The organism is Micromonospora sp. PLK6-60, from assembly GCF_019890675.1.
In the GTDB taxonomy this organism is placed as follows: domain Bacteria; phylum Actinomycetota; class Actinomycetes; order Mycobacteriales; family Micromonosporaceae; genus Micromonospora.
In genome coordinates this window covers 322,799-342,179 of record NZ_JAIOAA010000004.1, presented here as the reverse complement: position 1 = coordinate 342,179, position 19,381 = coordinate 322,799, and the positions used below count along the sequence as shown (strand labels likewise).

Annotated in this window: 13 protein-coding genes; 4 read left to right on the top strand and 9 right to left on the bottom strand. The window is 73.8% G+C overall.

Features of this window, described 5'->3' with window-relative positions; genetic code table 11:
• Positions 1–281: 281 nt before the first annotated feature.
• Both K7640_RS10965 and K7640_RS10960 read right to left on the bottom strand, forming a co-directional pair.
• Positions 282–3,809 carry an AAA family ATPase gene (locus K7640_RS10965; RefSeq protein WP_222954646.1) on the bottom strand — a complete coding sequence of 1,176 codons (3,528 nt, stop codon included), beginning with the start codon at positions 3,807–3,809 and terminating at the stop codon, positions 282–284.
• Positions 3,810–3,929: 120 nt separating this feature from the next.
• Entirely contained in the window at positions 3,930–5,168 is a 1,239-nt protein-coding gene (locus tag K7640_RS10960) for a hypothetical protein (RefSeq protein ID WP_222954645.1), read from the bottom strand.
• A 189-nt stretch (positions 5,169–5,357) separates the two neighbouring features.
• On the opposite strand from K7640_RS10960, the gene K7640_RS10955 reads away from it, so the two are divergent.
• Positions 5,358–6,068: a hypothetical protein gene (locus K7640_RS10955; RefSeq protein WP_222954644.1), complete on the top strand. Its 711-nt coding sequence runs from the start codon at positions 5,358–5,360 to the stop codon at positions 6,066–6,068.
• 58 nt (positions 6,069–6,126) lie between these two features.
• Here K7640_RS10955 and K7640_RS10950 read toward each other — a convergent pair whose 3' ends face one another.
• From K7640_RS10950 to K7640_RS10925, 6 genes are all read right to left on the bottom strand, one after another.
• Complete coding sequence (locus K7640_RS10950) at positions 6,127–10,347, bottom strand: LamG-like jellyroll fold domain-containing protein (protein ID WP_222954643.1); 4,221 nt, start codon at positions 10,345–10,347, stop codon at positions 6,127–6,129.
• Positions 10,348–10,392: 45 nt separating this feature from the next.
• Complete coding sequence (locus K7640_RS10945; protein WP_222954642.1) at positions 10,393–11,208, bottom strand: cobalt transporter; 816 nt, start codon at positions 11,206–11,208, stop codon at positions 10,393–10,395.
• 3 nt (positions 11,209–11,211) lie between these two features.
• On the bottom strand, positions 11,212–11,898 hold the full coding sequence (locus K7640_RS10940; protein WP_222954641.1) for a hypothetical protein: 687 nt from the start codon (positions 11,896–11,898) through the stop codon (positions 11,212–11,214).
• Between the two features lie 142 nt (positions 11,899–12,040).
• A complete protein-coding gene (locus K7640_RS10935) occupies positions 12,041–12,538 on the bottom strand; it encodes a GNAT family N-acetyltransferase (protein ID WP_222954640.1) in 498 nt (165 codons plus the stop codon).
• Positions 12,535–13,221 (bottom strand): hypothetical protein, encoded by a 687-nt coding sequence (locus K7640_RS10930; protein WP_222954639.1) that lies wholly within the window; start codon positions 13,219–13,221, stop codon positions 12,535–12,537. The genes K7640_RS10935 and K7640_RS10930 overlap by 4 nt, the downstream gene beginning before the upstream one ends.
• Positions 13,222–13,263: 42 nt before the next feature.
• Positions 13,264–14,589, bottom strand: a complete 1,326-nt coding sequence (locus tag K7640_RS10925) for an AAA domain-containing protein (protein WP_222954638.1) — start codon at positions 14,587–14,589, stop codon at positions 13,264–13,266.
• A gap of 143 nt (positions 14,590–14,732) precedes the next feature.
• On the opposite strand from K7640_RS10925, the gene K7640_RS10920 reads away from it, so the two are divergent.
• The 3 genes from K7640_RS10920 to K7640_RS10910 all read left to right on the top strand — a co-directional run bounded on the left by K7640_RS10920 (position 14,733) and on the right by K7640_RS10910 (position 16,985).
• Positions 14,733–15,053 carry a GYD domain-containing protein gene (locus K7640_RS10920; RefSeq protein WP_308042511.1) on the top strand — a complete coding sequence of 107 codons (321 nt, stop codon included), beginning with the start codon at positions 14,733–14,735 and terminating at the stop codon, positions 15,051–15,053.
• 199 nt (positions 15,054–15,252) lie between these two features.
• On the top strand, positions 15,253–15,903 hold the full coding sequence (locus tag K7640_RS10915; RefSeq protein ID WP_255608706.1) for a DUF4433 domain-containing protein: 651 nt from the start codon (positions 15,253–15,255) through the stop codon (positions 15,901–15,903).
• Positions 15,900–16,985, top strand: a complete 1,086-nt coding sequence (locus K7640_RS10910) for a macro domain-containing protein (protein ID WP_222954635.1) — start codon at positions 15,900–15,902, stop codon at positions 16,983–16,985. The genes K7640_RS10915 and K7640_RS10910 overlap by 4 nt, the downstream gene beginning before the upstream one ends.
• A gap of 43 nt (positions 16,986–17,028) precedes the next feature.
• Here the strand turns inward: K7640_RS10910 and K7640_RS10905 are convergent, their stop codons facing one another.
• On the bottom strand, positions 17,029–19,374 hold the full coding sequence (locus tag K7640_RS10905; RefSeq protein ID WP_222954634.1) for an acylase: 2,346 nt from the start codon (positions 19,372–19,374) through the stop codon (positions 17,029–17,031).
• Between the last annotated feature and the right edge of the window lie 7 nt (positions 19,375–19,381).

Genomic DNA, 19,381 nt, shown 5'->3' with positions numbered 1-19,381 from the left:
CCTAATGGCGCTGACCTGCGGACATGCGCCGCGAGCCGCCGCCCGAACGGCGCGTGGCGACCGGGTCGCACGGCCGGAACCGGGCAGCCGGACCAGCACCGCTCTGACCAGCGGAAATCCCCTCAACCTTCGCGCCCGGACGCGCCTCGCCCGTCCGGCGCCCCCGCTACGCCGTCCGGACCGGCCGCCCCGCCCCGTCCCGGCGGGCAGGCGGCAGGCAGGCAGCGGGTGGCGGCAGGCAGCGGGTGGCGGGCGGCAGGCAGCGGGTGGCGGCGGGCGGGTCACAGCCGCCAGGGTGGCGGTTCCGGCGGGAGATAGCGGCAGGCGCTGCCGGTGGACACCGTTTCTCGCAGGTGGGCGGCGAGCACCGGGTGCCGCTCGTCGATGCGGCGCAGCGTGTCCCGGATCCGCGCGGTGACCGCCTTGCGGGCCCGCTCGGCCTGGTCGTCGAGGCGCCGGGTGCGCCCGGCCAGCCCCGCCGCGGCGCGCAACTGGTCGAGCAGCGCCTCCCGTTCCGCGTCGAGCGCGGCCAGCTTCGCCCGGTCGTCGCGGGCGGCGGCCCGGTCGATCTCCTCGTCGAGCCGGCGCAGGTGCCGCTGGTAGCGGGCCTTCGCCTCGTCGTCGAGGACCGGATCGCCGCCGTACCGCCGGGCGGCCACCAGTTCCGGGCCGGCGGCCGGGTCGAGCAACTCCACCGCCGGCACGTCGACGCCCGGCCGGCCGAGCAGCAGGCGCAGGTCGTGCAGGCCCTTGGCGTCGGGCAGGTGCACCACCGTCCCGGCGTACGCGAGCCGCCACACCGCGCCGTCGCGCCGGAACTCGGCACCGGCCACGGCGACACCGGCCGGCTGGGTCATGGCGGCCTCGGCCGCAGCGGCACCTGCGCCGGCCGCTTCCGCCCCGACGGACCCGGCCGCGGCAGCGATCGCTGCGGCCACGGTGCCCCCGGCGCCGGCCTCGCCCGGCACGGCACCAGACGCGGCGACCCCGGCCGCAGTGGCACCGGACGAGGCGGCACCGGCCGAGGTGGCACCGGCCGGCACGCCCGCACCCACCGCGTTCCCGGTCCCCGCGGCACCGGCGGGCACGCCCGCGCCCACCGCGTCCCCGGCGGGCGCGCCCGAGCCCGCCATGCCCCCGGCCACGGCGGGATCGGCCAACGGCACCGCCGAACCCGCCTCGTCGGGCGGCCCGGTCGCCCCCAGCCGGTGCAGGACCTGGGTCATGCCCAGCGCCCGCGCCTCGGCCACGGCGGCGGCCCGCTGCTCGGCCGCCGCGCTCGCGTCACCCGCCCGGCCCCGGGCGGACAGCGCCGCCACCAGGCCGGCGCGGCTGACCAGCGACCAGGGCCGGGCGGCCATCCGGTCGGCGGCGTCGCGGGCGGCGGTGAACCCGGCGACGGCGTCGTCCCAGCGGCCCCGCGCCGCGTCCAGGACGGCCAGCCAGTGGTCGACCGGGCCGCTGAGGTCGCAGCCGAAGAGCGCCACCAGCCACTGGCCGCGGTACGGCGCGAGGGCGGCGTGCGCCTCGTCGCAGCGGCGCGGATCCCGGCTCAACGCGGCGGCCTGCGCCCGCAGCCGCAGCCACAGCGGCGACTGGGCCCGGGAGTAGATGGTCCCCGCCGCCTCGATGCCGGCGGTCAACCGGACCGCCTCGTCCGCGTCGCCGCGCTCGGCGGCGGTGATCGCCCGCAGCAGCTCCGCGTGCGGGTGGGCGGCGACGTCCGGCCCGTCCAGCAGCCGGGCCGCCTGGTCGAACCGCCCCTGCAACAGCAGTCGCGCCCAGCGCAGGTGCGGGCCCAGGTAGGCGTGGTCGGTGTGCTCCCATTCGCCGAAGGAGTCCACCTCGGCGAGGTCGGCGTCCGCCGCCGCGAAGTCGCCCCGGAAGCCGGCGGTGATCCCGGAGTCGACGGCCGCCGCCACCCGCCGCAGGGCGACGTCACCGGCCCGGCAGCCGGTGACGAACGCGGTGAGCTCGTGGTGGTAGCCCGGGTCGCCGAGCTCCAGCAGCGCCACCCAGCGCAGCGAGGTTGCCCACAACTCGGTGTCCCGGTCACCGGTGCGGCGGGCCACCTCGCGGATTTCGGCGGTGAGCGCGGCCCGCTCGGCGGCCGTGCCCGGGCCCCAGGTCGTGTCGTGCCGGGCCCAGAGGCTGAAGGTGAGCGCCTCGTCGTCCTGGCCGCGGCGGGCCAGCGTCTCGGTGGCGGTGATCAGGTCGGCCAGCAGTGCGCTGACCGGCACGTCGGCGCCGGGCTCCCCGATCAACCGCCGGTACGCCTCGTGCAGCAGCGGTCGCGCGTCGACCGGATGGTGGGCGAGGCGCTGCCGCCGGTGGGTGGCGACCGCGACGCGGGCCAGCAGCACCGGATCGTCGAGGGTGAGCGCGAGCGCCGCGGCGTCGGCGAAGAGCCGGTCGGACTCGTCCTGCGCGGACTCGCCGGTGTGCCGGAGCATCTCCGCCAGCTCCATCATGATCTTCACCCGTTCCACCGGCACCGGGTCCAGCTCCAGCGCGCGGCGGAAATGCCGGATCGACTCCTCCCCGGCCAGCCGGCCACCGGCGTCGCGGCCGGCGGCGACCAGCAGCTCGACGGCCCGGGACGGGTCGAGGTCGGCCCCGGCGAGCCAGGCGTGGCGGGCCAGCTCCGCCGGGATCAGCCACTCGGCGAGCGACGCCGACCCGTCGACGGCGCGGACCACGGCGGCGTGCCGGGCCCGCCGCTCGTCGTCCGGCAGCCCGTCGTAGAGGGTCTCCCGGACCAGGTCGTGGGCGAAGGCGAACCGGCCGCCGCCACGGGCGACCACCAGCCGGGCGGCGACCGCGCGGTCCAGCAGCCGGTCGATCTGCGCGGCCGGGCCGGGCACGCAGGCGGCGAGGAGCTGGCGGTGGCAGGCGGGGCCGAGCACCGCGGCGACGGTGAGTGCCTCGACCACCGGGGCGGGCAGTTGGGCGAGCCGCCGCCGCACCGCCTCCCGCACTCCCGGGGCGATGGTGGTGACCAGGCCGTCGGCCCGCCACAGCCGGGCGGTCTGCTCGACGAAGAACGGGTTGCCGCCCGTGCGCCGGTGCACCTCGTCGACCAGACCGGCGTCGGGCGTGCGGCCCGCGGTGCGGGCGATCAGCGCCGCCACCTCGTCGCGGCCCAGCCCGGTGAGGGTGATCGTGGTCGCCTTGGCGGTCAGCGAGGTCAGCAGCGGAGCGAGCCGGTGCTCGCCGGCCTCCAGCTCGGCGTCGCGGTAGGTGCCGACCAGCAGCAGCCGCTCGAACCAGGTGTGCTGGGCGGCGAAGCGCAGCAGCCGCAGCGAGGCGCGGTCTGCCCAGTGCAGGTCGTCGAGCACCACCACCACGGGCCGCCGCTGGGCGACCGCGACCAGCGCGCTGGTCACCGCGTCGTGCAGGCGGAACTCCTCCCGGTCGCCGTCGCCGGGGTCGCCGTCGGCGTCGCGGCGCGGGCCGGCGCGGTCACCGTCACCGGTGCTCTCGCCGAGCAGCACGGCCAGGGCGGGCTCGGCGGCCTCCCGGGCCGGCGCCCAGTCGTCGGCGGAGCGGCGCAACCGTCGCAGCACCTGCACCCACGGCCAGTAGCCGGGTGCGCTGTCCGAATCCCAACAGGCGGCGCCGAGCACCAGCGCGCCCCGCCGCCGGGCCTCCGCCGCCACGGCGGTGACCAGGGTGGTCTTGCCGATGCCCGGCTCGCCGGCGACCAGGACCAGGCCGCCGTGGCTGGTGGTCAGCCGATCCACCTCGGCGCGCAGCAGGCCCGCGGGGTGCTCCCGCCCGATGAGCGTCTCGACCGGCCACGGCTCCATGACCTACCGACGGTAGCGGACCGGTCCGACAACGCCGATCCGTCAACGCGGTGGTCCACCCCGACCGGTCACTCGAACGCGCCGGCGGCCGCCCGGGACGCCGGCCGGGACGGACCGTACTCAGTTGAAGTCGCCCTGCCGGATGGCGATCACCGCCCGGTAGCCGGGGTGCTCGCTCAGCGTGTAGAGCATGTCCGGCTGCCCGCCGGCGCCGTCGCCCCAACCCCAGTACGAGATCGCCTCGGCGCCGTGCGCGCCGTTGTACGTCTTGACCGGGTTGCCGGCGGTGGCGTTCCAGTACCGCAGCTTGCCGTAGAAGTCCGAGCCGCCACTGCTGTGGAACCAGAAGTTGTCACCCCGGGTCACCGCGCCCTGGACCCGGGCCCACGGCATCGACCACACGTCGTACGCCTGGGTGGTGGTCGACGGGGCGGTCACCTTGGGCAGCCGGGTGGTGTAGTCCAGGTCGTACCGCCAGATCTTGCCGCCGTTGCTGGTGGAGTACTGGGAGACCACCAGCTTGTCCGGCGACGCGGCCCGGTCCAGCGCCAGCGACGAGAACCGCACGTTGCCGCTGGTCGGGGTGATCTGCCCGACCTGCGCCATCAGGTACGCGTATCCGCTGGCGCAGAAGCGGGTGGTGCCGTTGTCGGAGTAGCGGCCGACCCGGTCGGCGCAGTACGACGTGGTGTCGGCGCTCCACAGGTGATCCCAGCTGAACAGCTTGATGTGGTCGGTGCAGGCGACGTAGAGCATGGTGCCGTACCACATCGCGCCGCCGGCGTGGCAGTCGCTGACCGCGCTGAAGGTGCCACCGGAGCCGGGGTTCACCAGCAGCAGGTGCCGGTACTTCGCGCCGCTGGAGTAGCCGGCCGCCGGGGCGAGCGACACCCGCACGTGCCCGGCGTCGCTGCTGTACCAGGTGGTGGCCACGGCCTGCACGCCGTCGTAGGTGCGGTTGTCGTACGCGTCGGCGGTGGTGGTGATGCCCTGCGGGTACCAGACCGTGGTGCTCGGGTCGTCGGTGGAGCTGCCCGTCTCGTCCCAGCAGAAGCCGTACTCGCCGGTGCCCCCGGCGGCCAGGTGGTACATCGCCTTGCCGCTGCCGGTCTGGCAGGACAGCGGCTCCAGCGACCGGTTGGCATTGGCCAGGACCCAGTCGACGCCCCGCTTCTTGGCGGCGCCGATGGCCCCGCCGAGCAGGTCCGCGTTGCCGTAGTCGCGGGGGGTCTGCAGTGGATAGCCCGAGGCGGAGAGCTTCGTCGGTGGCGGGTCCGCGGCCCGCGCGGGGCCGGCCGGGCCGACCAGCGTGGCCGCCGCGACCGCCACCACCAGCGCGATGCGTCCGGTGCGCCTCATGGGTGTTCTCCCTCCCGACCCGCCGGCGCGGGTCGATCAGCGGCCCACCCTATCGATCGACGGCCGTCGTATCAGCCCCGTCGCTCGACGGCGGGCAGCGCCGGGCCGGTCGCCCGCGTACGATCCGGGCCGTCCTCGGGGGACGGCCGTCCGCCCGGGGCGGTGGCACGATCCAGGGGAGGGTTCACGATGACCAGCCAGCACGGCACGCCCACGCCCGGCCCGGCGCCCACGCCGAAGAACCGCTTCGAGAACGTGGTCGGCGTGCTCAGCCTCGTCGGTGGCATCGCGACCGTCGTGCTGTATCTCAACCGGTCCACCCGGCTGGTGGCGCTGGTGGTGGCCGCCGTCCTGGTGGCGGTGATCCCCACGGTGCTGGCCCTGGGCAGCGCTCGGCGGCCGGCCACCGCCGGCGAAGCCGCCGACCGGTCGCCGAACTGGGGCAAGGCGGTCGCCACCCTGGCCGTGTCCGCGTCGCTGGTGCTGACCGCCCTGGCGGTGCTGGGCTTCGCGCAGCGGGAGAGCTACGCCTTCGCCCGCCACTACGGCACTCAGGTCCAGGTCGAGGGCGAGCAGGACTGCTGGAACTACTCGAACATGCGGCAGGACACCAACTACACGACCTGCGACGCGACCTGGCAGGCCGACGGCGAGACGGTCGACGGCACCCTCTACACCGGCGGCGGCGACTGGGGGACCAAGGGCCACGACGCCGGCACCGGGGCCATCGCCGCGTACGCGTGGGGCGACAAGGCCTTCACCGACACGTACGACGGGGAGGAGAGCCCGCTCTATCCGGTCGGGCTGGTGCCGGGCTGGCTGCTCGGCGCGCTCCCGGTGGCGATCATCGGGGTCCTGCTGGTCCGCCGGCTGCGCCGGCCAGCTCGCGTCGACGGCTGAGCCGGGTCGCCCGGCGGGCGGGGCCGACCCCGTAGGACCGGCCCCGCCCGGGTGTCCGTCAGCGCTTGCGCTCGACCACCGTCAGCGTGAAGTCGTCGTACGACGCCGCGTGGGTCTTGTCGCCGCCGTAGACCGCCCGCACCTGGTGGGTGCCGGGGTTGGGCAGCATCTTGACGGTGCAGGAGGCGGTGCCCTTCTTGACCGGGGCCTCGCAGAGCACGTCCTCACCGAGCAGGAACTGCACCGGGCCGGTCGCCTTGGTCGGCGTGACGGCCGCGGTCAGCTTCAGGGTCTTGCCCCAGGTGGCCGTCACGTCGTTCGCGCGTACCGAGGTCGGGGTGAGTTCCACCGCCGGCTTCCGGGTGACGGTGACGGCCCGGTTGGCGACCGCCTGGTTGCCGTTGGTGTCGGCGACCAGGTAAGTCAGGGCGTAGCTGCCCGGGGTGGTGGTGTCGACGGCGCCGATCACCTGGATCCGGTCGGTGATGTCGCCGTCGGTGTTGTCGACCGCGGTGACTCCGGCCAGCGGGTCGAAGGCCCTGCCCTGCTCGACGGTGGTCGAGGCGGGGACGGTGAGCACCGGCGGGGTGACGTCGGTGCCGGCCGCGGTGGCCACGAAGACGCCGCCGAACTGGTCGGCCGAGCCGACCTGCTCGCCGTCGCCGGTCCGGCTGGTGGTGGTCCAGGCGTACAGCTCCCCCTCGCTCAGCCCGCTCCACTGCACCGTGGCCGGCCAGCCGGACCGGGCGGTGGCCGTACCGATGACGGTGTCGGTGGGCGTGACCAGCACCAGACCGTCGGTGCCGAAGCTGGTCTTGCGGGACGACAGGTCGATGGGCAGCACCATGTTGTCCTCGGCGCCGTTGTAGCGGTTGCGGTCGTCGTACTCGGTGGCACCGAAGTTGTTGAGCATCGGCGAGTAGGTGTCGACGCTCATCCGGGCCCGGTCGACGTCGATCTGCAGCAGCCGCAGGAAGCTGGCGCCGAACTGCAGCAGGTCGCCCTTGCGGTGGTCGACGGTGCCGTCGCCGTCGAGATCCAGGTTGCCGTTGGCGTCGACCTTCTCCGGCCACAGCTCACCGGCCGTCATCTTGTAGAACTGGTAGTCGGCGAGCAGCTCGACCACGTTGTGCTCGACGGTGACCCCGACGCCCGTCTTGAGGTTGGTGCCGACGCCGTGCTCGTGGCCGGCGAGGACCAGGAAGACGTTGGGGTTGGCGGACACGATGGTGGAGAAGGCCCGCGAGCCGTCGGTGGAGAAGCTCGCGCCCCGGCCGTCGGGGGTGCCCGACGGGGCGAGGTAGGCGTGGGTCAGCAGGATGCCGTTGCGGTCGCGGTAGCGCCGGAAGATCGAGCTGGCCCAGTCGGCCTCGGCCTGGGTGACGCCGTAGGACAGGCCCACCGCGACGAAGTCCAGGCCACCGGCGGAGAAGAGGACGTAGTTGTTCTGGTTGTCCCGGCCGCGGGTGACCACGGCGCCCGAGTCGTCGGTGGTCTCGTCCCAGGCGTGGTACGACGCCTTGGCCTCGGCCGGCCACAGCTTGGCGCCCTCGTAGTAGCGCTCCGGGCCGTAGTACCTGTTGAACCGCGACGTCGGGCCGGTCTCGTTGCCGCCCTGGTTGTCGTGGTTGCCGGCGACGACCTGGTTGACCAGCCCGGCCTTGTCCATGGTGCGCTGCGCCTCGGCGGTGAACTGGAACTCCTTGGTCACCTGCTCGTCGAGACCGGGGTAGAGCAGCTTGCCGCTGGAGTCGGTGGCCAGCGGGTTGCTGTAGTCGTTCTCGATGATGTCGCCGGTGTGCGCGGTGTAGGCGATCTTGCGCTTGCCGGCGTTGTCGGCCAGCCACTGGGTGGTGTCCCGGTAGGACTTCGCCCAGAGCGCCCGCTCCTCCATGGTCATCTTGTCGCTGGGCTCGTCGACGCCGTCGAAGTCGTCGTACGTGCCGCCGACCGCGCCCTCGGCGAGGTACTGGGTGTCGGTGAAGTGGGCCAGCGAGAAGTCGTAGTCCGACGGGTCCTCGAAGTGGTCCCGGTTGGCCGGGTCACCGGCGGTGGCGTCGCGCGGCGCCAGGTCGTCGGCGAACGGGTCCTGGCCGGTGACCAGGACGTGGACCACCCCGTCGTCGACCAGTTCCGGCCGGACGGTGGCCTTCAGCGTGGTCTCCCCCTCGGCCTGGCCGCGCGCGGTGGCCAGCTCGGTCCACGTCCCGGTGGTGGTGTTCCAGGCGTGCAGCGCGACCGCCCGCTCCGGGTCGACCACGCCGTTCCACAGCAGCTGGCGACGTTCGGCCGACGCCGGCACCCGCACGTCGTACCGCTGGAAGGGGATCTCGCCGGTGGAGGGGCTGTCGACGGTCCTGCCATCCGGTCGCGGCGCGGTGCCGATCTGGCCGCCCTCGGTGTACGAGAAGTCCAGCGCGGCCGGCATCACCGGAACGACACCCTGCACGCCGCCGGCGGGAACGCTCGCGGTGGCCTGCTTGAAGGTGGTGGTGACCGGGCCGCCGTCCGGGTTCTGGGCGATCGCGGACAGGGTCACCCTGCCGCTGCCCTGGCCCACGTCGGTGCCGCCGCCGGTCGGGATGGCGTCGGAGGTGAAGGTCACCGTCCGGCTGATCGGCTTGCCGAAGACGTCGGTCGCCGAGATCTGCAGGGTGTGGCCGCCGGACCGCAGGCCGGCGCCGATCTCCTGCCCGAGCTGGATCGGCTGGCCGTCGAGCAGGTACCGCCAGCCGGTGGCGTTGCCCTGGTTGGCGATGGTGGCCTGGAACTCGGTGGGCCGGCTGAGGTGGGCGCCCTGCGCCGGGACGGTGGCGGTGACGGCGACGCCGGCGTCCCGGACGTCGCCGAAGGCGGCGATCTCCAGCGCCTTGACCTCGTCGAGGGTCAGCACCTTCGAGTAGACCCGGGCGTTGCGCAGCGAGGCCGGCGCCCAGAACTGGTTGACCGCGTCGGCGCCGAGATAGAAGGCGTTGCGGGCGGCGCCGCTGGGCAGCCCGAGGGTGCCGGCGGCCGGGGTCTGCGCCGCGAGGGCGCCGTCGACGTAGAGCCGGACGTACTGCCCGTCCCAGGTGCCGACGGCGTGGTACCAGCGGCCGGAGACGATAGGCGCCTGCGCCTGCTTGTAACCGCCGCCGACGTACGCGGTGAAGGTCAGCTTGTCGCCGTAGATGACGATCGAGTAGCCGCCGCTCTCCTTCTCCGAGCAGACCGAGTGCTCACCGCTGTTGGGCAGGGTGCCGTTGGACTTCAGGGTGCACTCGATGGACACCCGGCTGCTGATCTTGCTCCACTGGTCGCCGAAGGCGTACGAGTAGGCGTCGTCGGCGCCGTCGAAGGTGGCCACCGGCGCCTTCACTGCGGTGTCCGCGGCGATCACCGGTGCGCCGTGGACGGTGACGGCGAGGTTCTGCGCGTCGTCCTTCGGGGTGCCGTCGGCGAAGTCGACGTCCAGCACGTCGGCCACCGGGACCGGCGGCCGGGTGTCGTACGCCGAGGCCAGCTCGGCCACCTGCGCGCCGGTCAGCGCCGCGCTCCACACCTTGCTCGCGGCGAACGAGGCGGGCGGGGCGACCTGCCCGATGCCGGTCGGGGCGGCGTCGGCGCCGACCACGAAGCGACGCGACGTGGCGGCCGGCGGGGTGAGCGCGCCGGTGGCGGCGGTCCAGCCGGCCAGTTGGCCGTTGAGGTACAGGCTCAGGGTCTGGCCGTCCCAGACCGAGACGGCGTGGTACCAGCGGTTGCCGCTGATCGGGGTCAGCACCGACTTGTAGCCGCCGCCGATGTGGGCCATCGTGCCCAGGTTGCCGCCGTTGACGTAGACCGAGAAACCGCCGGCCTCCTTGTCGGAGCAGAGGTCCTTCTCACCGCTGACCGGCATCGTGGTGTCGACCCGGAAGACACACTCGATGGCGAAGCCGGCCGAGAACCGCCCCCACTGGTCGGCGAAGTCGAACGAGACCGCGTCGTCGACGCCGTCCACCCGGAGGATGTCGTGCCCGAACGCCGCGTCGGTGGCGTAAGCGGGGGCGCCCCAGGTGGTCGCCGGCAGTCCCTGGGCCCGGTCGGTGCTGGCGCCGCCGCCGAAGGCGACGTCGAGCACGTCGGCCGCCGGGACCGCGACCGCCTGTCTGGTGCCGGCGGCGGTGAGCGCCGCGCCGGTCGACGTCGGGGCGGCCTGGGCGGGCAGCACGAGCGCGCCGCCGGCCAGGGCGAGCCCGAGGGTGGCCGCGCCGAGACGGCGCCACCTCCGGGCGAGGGCATGAAGTGGTGTCGTCACGACATCTCCTTCGTTGGGGGTTGCTGTCAGGAGGAGGGTCTGCGGTCAGGTGCCGGGCAGGCCGGCCACGGCGGCGGCGGAGATGCCCACGCCGATGACTGTGATTCCGGCCGCGGCGAGCACCGGAGCGACCCGGGTGGCCGCGCGCAGCAGGGCACGCGACCCGGCGACCCGCGCCACCAGGGAGCGGCCGGTGAGCGCCATGACCCCGACGGTGAAGAGCACCGCGGCCAGCCCGAGGCCGAAGCAGACCACCAGGGCGAGGGCGAACCCGGCCCGGCCGGCGAAGATGCCGGTGACCAGCACGAGGAAGGCCGCCGGCGAGGGGGTCAGGCCGCCGGAGACACCGAGCAGGAACAGCCCGGGCCGGGAGCCGCCATCATGGTCGTGGCTGTGGCTGTGGCTGTGGCTGTGGCTGTGGCTGTGGCTGCGGCTGTGGCCGTGGCTGTGCGGGTGGCCGTGGTCGTGCCCGTGGTCGTGGCGGTGGCCGGTCAGGTGGCGGCGCAGCAGCCAGAGCCCGACGGCGACGACGGTCAGGCCGGCCGCCAGTTGAAGCCCGGTGGTCAGCCGTTCGAGGCTGACCAGGTCGGAGAGGGAGAAGAAGGTCCAGGCCAACGCGACGGCCAGCACCGAGACCGTGTGCATCGCGGCCACCGAGAAGCCCAGCCAGGCGGCGTCGCGCACCCGGCCGCGGGAACCGATCAGGTACGCCGCCGCGAGGCTCTTGCCGTGGCCGGGGGCGAGCCCGTGCGCGGCCCCGGCCACGACGGCGGTCACCAGCGCCACCGGCACGAAGCCCGGCGACTGCACCGCACCGACCAACCGATCGCCGAGGTCGGCGGCACCGAGGAGACTGTTCACGGGTCAGCCCCTCCGTCCCCGACGGCGCCGCCACAGCACCCCGGCCACGACGGCGACCAGCACGGCACCCCCGGCGACGGCGAGCTGCCACGCGCTCTCCCGAGTCGCGGACCGAACCGACCCGCCGCCGGGACCGAACGTCCAGTCCGCCGACTCGTGCGCGGCGTCGTACACCGTCTTCTGCCCGTCGGGGCCGCTGGCCAGGGTGCGATAGGCCGTGTGCAGGTCGGTGAGCATCCGCGAGGTCACGGTCACCGTGCCCACCGGCGCCGGGCAGGTGTACGCCACCTCGGCGCCGTCGCCGGCCAGGTCGGCACCGACCCGGGCCCGCCCCGGGCAGGGCCGCCCGTCCTGGACCACGGCTATCCGCTCGGTCAGGTAGCGGGCGAACTCGGGCGCGCCGGCCACCGCCTCGGCGTCGGAGGCCCGGTAGCTCACCGCGCCGTCCAGCATGACCCGGTCCTCCGGCAGCACCCCGAGGGCGATGCCGAGCAGGGTCAGGTCGTCGGTGCCGCCGGCGAGCCAGCGGACCCGTACCCCGCGGTCACCCTGACCCGCCACCTCGATCTGCTGTGGAGCGCCGAAGGGATGAGCCGAGGCGGGCGCCGGCACCAGCCCGGCGACCACCACCAGCACCAGCAGGCAGGAGCCACGCCAGGCGTACCGGAGGGCATGGTGTGGTCCGGACACGGCAGATCCTCATTAAACTCGCGGTCGGGCGGGGGGAACGCCCTGACTGTTTCGGCCGCGAGTGACCAACCTGGTCACGGAAGCTGAGCGATCTCTTACGGTGAGGTTGCCGGACTACGAAAACACCAGTTCGTCGCCGTCCTCAGCGGACGAACAGGTCGAGCCGCCAGTCGTTGGAGCGCATCAACCGCCCCGGCGGGTATTCGAAGTCGACCGGGCCGAGCAGCTCGAAACCGGCCTTGCGGCAGACCGCGTTGGACGGCGGGTTGTCCACCGACGGGTAGGCGTGCGCCCACCGCCGGTCGCCCCGGGCGCGGGCCGCCTCGACGGCGGCGCGGACGGCGGCGGTGGCGATGCCCCGGCCCTGGAACTCGGGCAGCACCGCCCAGCCCATCTCGTAGACCGGCTCGTCGCGCCAGACCCGGGGCCAGTAGCCGACGCTGCCGGCCCGCACCCCGTCGGGCAGCACGATCGCGAACATCTGACCGTCCTCGATGCCGCGGGTGTAGCGGCCGTGCCGGGCGATCACCTGCTCGTCGGTCTCCGGACCGCCGGTGTGCGCCCGGACCGCCGGCTGGTTGAGCCGCCGCAGCAACTCCAGGTCGTCCTCGCCCCACGGCGTAATGCGCAGCTCCGTCACCGCCCGAGCGTAAGCGGGGCCCCCGACATCCGAGCGGAGGCCACGGGCACGGTGTCCTGGCTGGCGGCGAGGAACGCGCAGGCGGCCGCCAGCAGGTACGCCGCCGCCGGCATCCAGGCCAGCGGGCTCAGCTCCACGCCGATCGACCGCACCGACGAGATGACCAGGACGCCGGCGAGGTGGAACGCGGCCGCGCCGACCAGCAGCAACGCCACCGCCCTCGCGTACGCCCGGCGGCGCCCGACGGCGAGGGTCACCACGGCGGCCAGCACCAGCGCCGCGACCACGGCCACCGCGACGGCGAAGAGCTGGTACCGGGTGCTGCGCGCCGGCTCCCAGTAGTCCTCGATGCTGTTGAACAGGCCGGTCGCCGCGAACCCGGCCAGCCCGGCGGCGAGCAGCCCGAGCGCGACCGCGACCCCTCGGCCCCGCCGGGACTGCACCGCCACCCCCGGCACGAGCAGCAGAGCGAGCAGCGCCGGCAGCGGCGCCACCTCGGTGAACAGCTGCGTCACCGGATACGGCTGCCGGCCCAGGCCGTAGGCCAGGTAGCCGATGTCGAAGCCGATGAGGACGTCACCGTTGGCCCGGGTCAGCCAGGGCAGCGCGAAGGTCGCGAAGGCGAGCAGGGCGAGCAACACGAGCAGGGCCCGGGCGGTACGGCGCAGCACGGTCGGGGTCACCGCAGCGACGTTAGTGTCTTCCGCTGCCGCGCGTGGTCCCCTTTACCGCGTGACGAGATGGTCCCGCTGCCACGCGGTGAGCATCGTCTGGTTGGCCTCCCAGCCGTCCGGGAACTTCACCGGCACGTCCAGGTGCACCACCTCGGTCGACGGGTGCGCGTCGAGCAGCTCGCCGATCCCGGCCCGCGCCACCACCACGCAGGCGTGCCGGTGCCGCGACGTCAGCACGCACAGCCGCCCCGACTCCAGGTGGAACGCGGTCGCGTCGCGCCGCCCGGACAGCGGGTGCAGCACGATGGTCACGTCGTACTCCCGGCCCTGGAGCCGGTTGGCGGTGTCGACGGTGATGCCGGCGCCGGCCGCGCCGAGGTGGGACCGGATCGCGGCGACCTGGTCCCGGTGGGCGGCGCCGACGGCGATCCGGTCGGCGGTCACCGGCGTGCCCTCGGGGGTCTGCTCGGAGACGGCGACCGCGCCGCGGCGCAGCACCCGCAGCGCCAGCTCCGCGCAGGCCGCGGCGGCCTCCCCATCGGTACGCAGGGTGTGCCGGGCGGGCAGTTCGTGCAGCGCCCAGCCGGTGGCGGCGGCCAGCTCCACGGCCGTGTCGTACTCGTCGCCCGGCCCCGCCGCGCCGAACGTCAGCGCCCGGTCGGCGCGGCCGGTGCCGGCGCGGAAGCCGGTGAACGGATAGAACGCGGCGGCCACCACCGGCGCCGCGCTGGCCGGCAGCCGCCAGGACACCGGCAGCCGGTGTACGGGCAGGTCCGGGTTGTGCCGCAGCAGGGTGGCCACCGCCGACTGCATCGGATCCCAGGTGAGGCCGGTCCAGCGGGCGGTCTCCACGGTGGAGAACGGGTCGAGCTGGCCGGGATCGCCCACGAACAGGGCCCGGTCGAAGCGTCCGGCCACGCGCAGCAGGGCGTCCGAGCGCATCTGGTACGCCTCGTCGACGATCGCCCACGGCCAGACGCCCTCGGCGACGGTGGCCCACTTGGCGGCCGTACCGATGATGACGGCCGAGTCGGCGAGGTCGGTGACCTTCGCGGCGACCCGGACCAGGTCGTGGGCCCGCACCCGCTCGGACGGCCGGTACTCGGTGGCGGAGAGCCGGCCGATGCGCAGCTGCGGAGCCCTGCGGGCGAGCCGGTCGACGAGGTCGTCGACCTGCTCGTTGGTCTGCGCGACGATGATCAGCGGCTCGCCGGCGGCGGCCAGCTCGGTGGCGGCGCGGACCACCAGCGTCGACTTGCCGGCGCCGGGCGGGGAGTCGACCACCACGCCGCGGTGTTCGCCGCCGCGCAGGTCGGCCAGGACGGCGGTGATCACCCGTTCCGCCTCGACGGCGGGCGGCACCTCCAGCCCGAGCATCCTCTCCCCCTCCCACCGGGTGCTGGGCACCCTACCGGCCGCACGCCGGCCGGCCGGATCCTCCCCGGCGGCGAGGCATGGCGGGGCGCGGAACGGGTAGCCGCGGCAGACACGACGCGGAGATCGGGGAGGTGGGTGCCGAGGTGGCCAGGTTCCTGCTCAAGGCGAGCTACACCCCCGAGGGGATCAGCGGGCTGCGCCGCGACGGCGGGACGAAACGCGCCGAGGTGGTCCAGGCGATGATCGAGAACGCCGGCGGGCGGGTGGAGGCGCTGTACTTCGCCTTCGAGGAGCACGACGCGTACGTGCTGTGCGAGCTGCCGGACAACATGACGGCGGCCAGCCTGACCATCGCGATCCGGGCCGGGCGCGGGCTGGACGTGCGGATCACCCCGCTGATGACTCCGGAGGAGGTCGACGCGGTGACCCAGCTTCCGGTCTTCTACGAGCCGCCGGGGAGGTGACCGGCAGCAGGCTCGCGAGTCGCGCGCATAGTTCACGGTTCCGGCCCACCCGGGGTCGCCGCCCGACGGCACCTCCATTAGGGTGATGACTCCATCACCCTTCGCTACACAGCAGGAATGACGTGGGCATGATCGCGCGCGACCCGGCGGCAGGGTGAGCGTGACTCCAGCGGCCGGAGCGCAGCAGCCAACCTTGATCATGCATTTCACGCATATCGACAACCTGCCCACGGTCCTGGCCCACGGCCGCCTGTTCGCCGACACGCTGGTGGGTCGACGGCTGGCCACGAACGTCGGTGCCGTGGACATCAAGGCGGGCCGGCGGACGCGCGTCGTTCCCTGCCCACCGGGTGGTGTGGTCGCCGACTACGTGCCGTTCTACTTCGCGCCCCGTTCGCCGATGATGTACCGAATCGCCCGCGAGCACGAGCAGGGGAAGGCGGGCTGCTACCCCGACGGTGACGACCCGTTGGTCTATCTGGTGAGTTCGGTCGAGCGGGTGCGGGCAGCCAGGCTGCCGTGGGTCGCCAGCGACGGCAACTGCGCAGCCGCCCTCACCCGCTTCTCACCCAGCTACGAGGATCTCACCCAGCTTGTCGACTGGCCGCTACTCAGGGAGCGGATCTGGAAGGACACGCCCGAGGACCTCGATCGGGTACGCCGGAGGGCGGCCGAGTTCCTGGTTCACCGTGAATTCCCTCTCCAACTGGTGACCGGATATGTCGCCCGCACGCCGGAACGGCTCACACAGCTGAAGCAGATCCTCCACCACGCTGGCATCATCGACCCGTACGTTGTTGTCAGGCGGCACTGGTATTACGGATTCCGACGGGGGGAGGTGCGCGAATGATCAGGATCAGTCACGGCAACCTGCTCACCGCCGACGCCGAAGCCCTGGTCAACACGGTCAACACCGTCGGCGTCATGGGCAAGGGCATCGCCCTCCAGTTCAAGCGCGCCTACCCGGCGAACTACGCCGCCTACCGCGCCGCCTGCGCGGCGGGGCAGGTCAGGCTCGGCGAGATGTACGTTTTCGACTCCGCCCGCATCGGCCCCCGGCGTTACGTGATCAACTTCCCGACGAAGGGTCATTGGCGGACCGCCTCGAAGCTGCCCGACATCGAGGCCGGGCTCGCCCATCTTGTCCAGGTGGTGCGCGAACGCGGCATCTCCTCGGTTGCCGTGCCCGCCCTCGGCTGCGGCAACGGCGGTCTCGACTGGGAACAGGTCCGGCCGATGATCGAAGATGCGTTCGCGGATCTGCCCGACGTCCGGGTGCTGCTGTTTCCCCCCGAAGGCGCTCCCGAGCCGTCGGACATGCCGGTCGCGACCCCTAAGCCGCCGTTGACGCCCGGCCGGGCGACGCTGCTTCGCGCCATCGAGCGGTATCTCGAGCAGGCACGCGCGTTGGAGCCGCGGGACGGGATCACGACCCTGGAAGTCCAGAAGATCGCCTATTTCCTCCAAGCCATGGGTGAGCCGCTGCGCCTCTCCTTCGACCGAGGGCGCTACGGGCCGTACGCGGAGGGCCTGAACCACGTCCTCGACCTGCTCGAAGGGCATTACCTGATCGGGTTCGGGGACCGCTCGGCACGGGTCGAGGAACTGCGCCCGATCCAACTCACCGAGGGCACGAGCGATGCCGTAGCCGCCTGGTTCGACGCCCCGGGTCGACGGGTTCCGGCCACGCTGCACCGGCTGGCGGAGCTGGTCCACGGCTTCGAATCCCCGTACAGCCTGGAACTGTTGGCCACCGTGCACTACGCCGCCCGGTCGGATCCGCCGACGCGCGATTTGGATCAGCTCATCGAACGCGTGCAGGCCTGGAGCGGCCGGAAAGCCCGGCTCTTCACCGCGGCGCACATCACGACTGCCTACGAGCGGCTGGCCTCCGGTGGCCTGTTGCCGAGCATGGCGGCCTCCTCCGCGTGACCGGAAGGAGCGCGGGCCGACCAGCGGCCCGCGCTCCACAAGGTCAGCGGCGGCTCTCCCCCACCCGGTAGGAGACCAGGTTCGGGTCGGCGCGCAACTGCCGTTCGGTGAACTTGATGGTGTCCCAGCCCTTGCCCGAGTACAGCCGGGTCTGGTCGGCGTACCAGGGTGAGTTGGGGTTGGCGGACTGCGAGTAGGTGAGGATCTGCCGGCCGGACGGCCCGTCGCGGCCCAGCTCGACGGCCAGCACGAAGGACGAGCCGTGCCGCACCTTCGGGTACCCGACACCGGGGACCCGATCGTTGATGATCATGTTGAAGATGCCGGCCTCGGCGCGCCCGCCGTGGATCGGGATGCGCTGGTCGCCGCGCGGCTCGGTCTGGATGTCGCCCAAACGGGCGTCGAGCGGGATGCCGGCCAGCTTGCGGACGGCGTCGGCGAGGGCGGTGCGGACCTTCGGGTCGTCGCCGAGCCGGGCCGGGGTGGTGACCGGGGCGGCGACGTCGAACCGGTCGGCGAAGCGCAGCCCGCCGGCCAGCACGAACTCGGTGAACAGGTGCGCGCCCCGGCTGTCCAGGTCGACCCGCAGGTCCCAGCCGCGCAGCGCCGCACAGGCGGCAGTGAGGTCGACCGGGGTGCCGTCGGAGGCGGTGGCGGCCGGGTCGGCCGTACACGATCGCACCAGGTCGTCGCGGACCAGCTCGCCGCCGTACGCCCGGTTGCCGAACATGACCGACCAGAGCGTGCCGGTGGTGAAGCCGGCGCGGCCGAGGCCGTCGGTGCCGGCGATGCGCTGCTGGACCTGGAGCAGGCCGAGGCGGGTACGCAGGCTGCGTTCGGTGCGCTCGTCGCCGACGATGCGCGGGAAGCCTTCGAGGCGCTGGGCGGGGTTGGCCAGCCAGTAGCTGTCGTTGGAGTTGGTGACGTAGTCGGCGCGCACCAGCGTGGGCAGGTGCGCCGGGCCGAGGATGCCGGGCACCGCGGCGTCCCGGTCGCGGCCCAGCTCGCAGGCGGAGCGGGAGCCGTCCAGGACGGCCTGGCCGCTGCTGGCGTAGAGCGGCTGGAACGGGGCCGGGATGCAGGCGGCGGCGAGGTCGTCGGTCACCCGGGGCACGACCGAGTGGTCGGCGTAGAGGGCCTTGCCGTCCCGGTCGGCGGCGATGACGTTGACCCAGGGCAGGAACTGCCGCCGGTCCAGCTCGGTGCGCAGCTCAGCCACGGACCGGGCCCGGCCCATGGCGAGCCAGCCGTCCAGCGCGCGGTTGTTCGTCGCGTTGGCGTCGGTGATCGCGTACGCGGCGTCGGCGGTCCAGCCGAAGGTGCCGGGCACCACCACGACCGGGCCGAAGTGGGTGTCGTAGCGGGTGCGGCTGACCGGTCCGGCGGGGGTCTGCACGGTGACCGTGCGGGTGGTCATCTTGCGGGGCTTGCCGTCGTAGTAGTAGCTGGTCGGGTCGCCGGGGACGAGGGCGAGCCGGTGCCAGACGAAGCGGCGGGCGGTGGAGACGGTGTGGCTCCACGCCAGCCGCCCGTTGTGGCCGATCTCGACCAGGGGGTCGCCGACCAGGGCGGCGCCTTCGACGTCGTAGCGGCCGGGGACCTTGAGGTGCATCCGGTAGAACCGTTCGTTGCCGTCCCACGGGAAGTGCGGGTTGGCCAGCAGCATCCCGCCGCCGCCGGCGGTGGCCTGGCGGCCCAGCCCGTACGCGTTGCTGCCCACTCCGGCGGGCGCGCCGTCGCGGGCGGCGACGACCGCCGCGGCCCCGGGCGCGGGCAGCGCGGTGGCCCCGGCGGTGGGTGGGGCGGCGGCGACGATGCCGTCGGCGAGCGCGCCGGAGCTGGCCCGGACCATCCGCGCCCAGTTGGCCCGCCACAGGTCGAGTTCGGTGATGGGGCGTACCCAGGGCTGGCCGGCGCAGGCCGGGTCGGTGAGCTTCGCGGCGCCGGTGCGGCGCAGGTAGGCGTTGTAGCCGGCGGCGAAGCCGCGGACCTGGTCGCGGACCTCATGCGAGGGCGCGTGCAGGCCGTCGCGGCGGCCGTCGAGCAGCCGTTCGACGGTCCGGTCGTCGATCGCCTTCTGGTGGAACAGGTCGCTGGTGACGTTGCGGGCGGCGGTGCCGGTCGCGCCGAACCAGCGGGAGCGTTGGGCGTTGACCGTCACGATGTTCTCGGCGATCAGGCAGATGTTGTCCTCGGCCTGGGCGTAGCCGACGCCGAAGCCGAGGCCGGCGAAGTCGCGGGCGGTGATGTGCGGGACGCCGTAGGAGGCGCGCTGGATGAGGGCGGAGTAGCCGCCGGCGTGCGCGGCGGCGGTGCCGGAGCCGACGGTGAGCGCGGCGGCGCCGAGGCAGGCGAGGGTGGTGGTGGCGGCGAGCAGGCGTGACCTCATCGGGCCG

Coding starts and splice junctions, on each gene's coding strand:
- K7640_RS10965 (WP_222954646.1), bottom strand. CDS start 3,809: ATGGAGCCGTGGCCGGTCGAGACGCTCATCGGGCGGGAGCACCCCGCG.
- K7640_RS10960 (WP_222954645.1), bottom strand. CDS start 5,168: ATGAGGCGCACCGGACGCATCGCGCTGGTGGTGGCGGTCGCGGCGGCC.
- K7640_RS10955 (WP_222954644.1), top strand. CDS start 5,358: ATGACCAGCCAGCACGGCACGCCCACGCCCGGCCCGGCGCCCACGCCG.
- K7640_RS10925 (WP_222954638.1), bottom strand. CDS start 14,589: ATGCTCGGGCTGGAGGTGCCGCCCGCCGTCGAGGCGGAACGGGTGATC.
- K7640_RS10915 (WP_255608706.1), top strand. CDS start 15,253: ATGCATTTCACGCATATCGACAACCTGCCCACGGTCCTGGCCCACGGC.
- K7640_RS10910 (WP_222954635.1), top strand. CDS start 15,900: ATGATCAGGATCAGTCACGGCAACCTGCTCACCGCCGACGCCGAAGCC.
- K7640_RS10905 (WP_222954634.1), bottom strand. CDS start 19,374: ATGAGGTCACGCCTGCTCGCCGCCACCACCACCCTCGCCTGCCTCGGC.